Below are 3,172 nucleotides of genomic sequence, written 5' to 3'. Positions count from 1 at the left end.
CCAGCAGGTGGCTGTTAGAGGTGTATTTACAATTTTAGGTCCAGCCATGTGGGGCTGGTTTTTTGCAGATCTGGGCTGGAGGTTCCCTCCAGGTCGAGCGCGTCAAGACAAGACAGAGGGGTTGGGGGTGAGGGCAAGATCTATGCTTCATACCCAAATGAAGCAACGCCGTACATACCTACTTATTTAACCATATGCCAATTCCCAATCACCTGAGTCTGTGGAGAAAGCATTGTGGGAGCGTGTCAGTCTGATTTGCGCTAATGCCACGATCGTCGGGATGATCCGACCATAATTAGTCGATATCGACCTCCAGCCCAGATCTGCAAAAAACCAGCCCCACATGGCTGGCCCTAAAATTGTAAATACACCTCTAACAGCCACCTGCTGGGTCGCTGAGAGCATCATGCCGCGTTTTGCCATATACAGAGAGATATAGCTCTGTAATTGGCTGGTAGCCGCCAATCCGCCCCGAATTAGAGTTTGCTTGGCGACTTCATAACTGGCAAAGTGGAAAGCAAATTGACGAGCGATTTGATGGAGTACTAAGGGTTTAATTACCGAACTCACCGCGATCGCGCTGCTACCTTTTAAAATCAGTTTGATCGGATCGTGCTGAATGTGTGCGGGTAATGGCTGGTCGAAGCGAGTATTTGCTAAGGATTTCTGGACTCTAATCGTTAGTAGATCCCGATCTCCAGATGGCAACTTGTGCCAATTTTTGCCCATCAAATGCAAAAAGACTTCTGATTCTAAGTCAGTTGTCGTCAGTTGGCTAGAATAAGGAATTTTCAGATACCGACATACTTGCACCAATGTCTGACGATAACTGACACCTTGAGTTCTGCCCTGTAAAACTGTAATCCCATCCGCCGCCAGAAAGCGAAACCGATCCTCGATCGAATCTAGCCAAATATCCCGATCCTGACTTTGGATCTCTACTAAGTCTGGCGTGCGGACGTAATCTAAGGGGTTGAACTTACGGCTGAAAAGAATCCTAGTTAATTGTTGTAGTTCGTCTTCAGTAGCCAACTCTAAAGCCGTTCGTAACTCATCCAAAGCAACTTCCTCCCACACTCTTGCCACCGATCCTATCACCTTACAGTGTACCGCACGATTTTAAAAAACAGTGTCCGGTTATCTAGGGACGTTTAATTTATGGAGGGTAGCTCTTTGATGGTCGCTTTGCGCTTAGTGATGTCTACATCGGCAATAAAGCGTTTGGCGCCCGAAGTATAGATTACCAACCGTCGATCGAGTCCTTTGGGATAGACTAGCAATACTCGATCGATATCTTTGATTATCTCGGTATAACTTGCCCCCGAAACATCTGAAATCGCAATCTGCTTGCGATCCGAGCTGCTAAAAATTTTATCGCCGTTGGTATCAGTCAAGACCTGAAGGTGCCAAAGTGCGGTAACTGTTTTCAGCCCTTTTCCTTTAGGAGGACTATCGGGATTTGGGCGAACTGGGGTAGTAGTTGCACTGATTTGCTCCATCTGAAGCAATCGCGAACTGTTATTTGTCAGCAATTTACTTGCAGATAAATTGTCCCGATGAACGAACATATAATTCCGAATATCTACACCCTCACTGCGACCTTCATAGCTCTCAGATGCAGCGGATTTAATTTCTTTGATAATACTCCTTTGTTCTTGGGTCGCAACATAAATCGGCGCATATAAATAGGGCGTACCATCGATCTGCTGGAAGTCGGTCATCAAGACTTCTTGAGGCGCGGGTAATGGCGCGGGAGTAGTATTTGCGATCGCTTGAGTGCTAGGAGTGGAGCTGGCTGGTGCCCTACTACAGCTTGATAACGTAGCGACAATACCGACTAAACCAATTAATTTCCACCATTGCTTAGAAACAAACATACTCTCACCACATCAAAAAGGATTGTTGAGCTAGTCTACAACTGGAGTGACGCTCGTTCCAGAATTGTCTCCGCTCCCAAGCTTGGAAGCAGCTCGCGCTCGATCGTGTCCTTTTACCGTAGGGTCTATAGTTTCTGCTGCGGAGAGTTCGATGACTGCGCTTGCGTTGCGTCTTGCTCGGTCGCTCGGCTCGATCGATTCAAGCGATAGACAAAGCAGTGCTTTCGATCGTGGCAGATCTTATCGTTGTTGAGTCAATGCGATCGCGTCTGCAACATTAATAGTGGGAAGTCCAGCTAATCCTGGCAAAATATTGGTACCAGCGTAAACAATCGGTAATTCGTCTGTTTGCCACACCCAAATTTGCTCTCGCTGAATATCAATCAGCCACGCTAGTTGAGTCCCATTAGTCAGGCAATGGAGAATTTTATTTTGGAGATCGAGGATGCTTTGGTCGGGCGATCTAATTTCAATTACCCAGTCAGGAGCACCTTCAAAAGGGCCATCGGCTTGAGGAAGACGATCGATCTCGATGACCACAATATCGGGAACTGGTGAAATTGGCGAAATAATACAGCGCAGCTCCTGGATCGCCTCGTAGCGAGTAGTGTTCTGGTTAATCCAGTTGACTAAGTTACGCTGAAGACGGGAATGATAGAGGGTGGGCATGACTTTCTGGCGGGCAGTGCCATTGATGAATTCCCATGCCGGAGAAGCCTCTATATTCGGCTGGGCAAGAAATTCACTAAGTGGTCTGGTAATGGTTGATGGCATTGCATCTGAATGGATGGTGACAGCAGATCTTCGGCTTATATTTTAACGTAAGTTTTGTAAGACTATCTGTAGCTGGAATCTATAAATCTTAGGAGTGGAGATTAATAGAGGGTATGAAAAGTTTTGATGCTTTAGGCTCGATCGAGATATTCTCCACCCTAACCGCGTTGAATAGGATCGATCGAAACCAGATGCTATATTGAAATTGTCGTTGATTTAATGACAAACAATATTTAAGTCTATGTCTTTGCTAACAGAGGCTTTGCAAGAAATTGATAGTTGGATTCAGACAAGTACCTCCTCACACGCCTCCCAGATAAGAAGAGATGGAATTCGCCCTGGATTGGATAGGGACTTAATACAAGTATATTCAGAAGAGATGGATTTTCGTTTTTCAGAAGAAGTGTATGAACTTTATGCGTGGCATGATGGGGTTATTCAAATAGGAGATTATGCGAATCCTGTATTTTTCAATCGTCTCGAACAGACAGGCAAATATCTCGTTAGAGAGCAGATTCCCT

3 protein-coding genes and 1 pseudogene are annotated in these 3,172 nt (G+C 45.7%); 1 reads left to right on the top strand and 3 read right to left on the bottom strand.

What is annotated here, in order from left to right:
- Window positions 1-186 precede the first annotated feature (186 nt).
- From RMO35_RS16500 to RMO35_RS16490, 3 genes are all read right to left on the bottom strand, one after another.
- The gene (locus tag RMO35_RS16500; RefSeq protein WP_396134943.1) at window positions 187-1,059 is read right to left on the bottom strand and encodes a YaaW family protein; all 873 of its coding nucleotides are present in this window, start codon (window positions 1,057-1,059) and stop codon (window positions 187-189) included.
- A gap of 92 nt (window positions 1,060-1,151) precedes the next feature.
- A complete protein-coding gene (locus RMO35_RS16495; RefSeq protein WP_309742409.1) occupies window positions 1,152-1,877 on the bottom strand; it encodes a hypothetical protein in 726 nt (241 codons plus the stop codon).
- Window positions 1,878-2,117: 240 nt separating this feature from the next.
- Window positions 2,118-2,651 (bottom strand): Uma2 family endonuclease, encoded by a 534-nt coding sequence (locus RMO35_RS16490; protein WP_309742408.1) that lies wholly within the window; start codon window positions 2,649-2,651, stop codon window positions 2,118-2,120.
- A gap of 241 nt (window positions 2,652-2,892) precedes the next feature.
- On the opposite strand from RMO35_RS16490, the pseudogene RMO35_RS16485 reads away from it, so the two are divergent.
- Window positions 2,893-3,172 (top strand): annotated as a pseudogene (locus tag RMO35_RS16485) (hypothetical protein); the annotation flags it as partial.

Source organism: Chamaesiphon sp. OTE_20_metabat_361, from assembly GCF_031364565.1.
Note: the sequence above shows the minus strand (reverse complement) of the source record. Positions and strands in the feature narration are given on the sequence as shown.

Excerpts from the sequence above, each read along its gene's own strand:
- RMO35_RS16495 (WP_309742409.1), bottom strand. The coding sequence starts at position 1,877 with ATGTTTGTTTCTAAGCAATGGTGGAAATTAATTGGTTTAGTCGGTATT.
- RMO35_RS16490 (WP_309742408.1), bottom strand. The coding sequence starts at position 2,651 with ATGCCATCAACCATTACCAGACCACTTAGTGAATTTCTTGCCCAGCCG.